This window comes from Vibrio sp. D173a, assembly GCF_030248475.1.
In genome coordinates this window covers 1-571 of sequence record NZ_JAHGAH010000891.1, presented here as the reverse complement: position 1 = coordinate 571, position 571 = coordinate 1, and the positions used below count along the sequence as shown (strand labels likewise).

Here is a 571-nt window from a genome sequence, read left to right as displayed (position 1 = left end):
ACGTCATTTTTATCTAAGGTGTAGAGTTTTTTCTTTGATGATATCTCGCAACCAAGTTAGAGCCGGGTCGTTTTCTCTGTCTCTATGCCAGAACAGAGTGTATGCCATTGGTGGGAATTCCAGAGGCAGCGGCACGACGACGAGGTCCATCTGTTTAGCAACAAGATAAGTAAAATGGCTCGGTGCTGTGAACACAAAATCGGTGTAGGTACACAAGCTAGCGGCACTATTAAAGTCAGGTACAGAGATTGCGATATCACGCTGTCGACCAATATCAGCAAGCTTATAATCGAGCAGCCAGCGATCATTACCATCGCACCTTACCTGAACGTGTCTCTGTGCAAGGTAAGTTTCTAAATCCCAATTTTTTTCAAGAGCAGGGTGGTTGCGTCTCAGCACACACATCTGAGCATCGCGATAGATCTCTTGCTCACAGATATCATCGGGTGGCAGCATGGTGAGCCGCGCGTCATTAATGTCGATGTCTTTGCCGGTTAATCCAATATCAAGCTCGCCAAGTTGAAGCTTCTTGAAGGTTTGCTCAGTCCACGCGTGGGTATTGATATTAACG

Annotated in this window: 1 protein-coding gene; it reads right to left on the bottom strand. The window is 46.4% G+C overall.

Features of this window, described 5'->3' with window-relative positions:
• Positions 1-9 precede the first annotated feature (9 nt).
• Positions 10-571 (bottom strand): LysR substrate-binding domain-containing protein (locus KIV40_RS30050; RefSeq protein ID WP_285352930.1); only part of this gene is annotated, 562 nt, incomplete at its 5' end.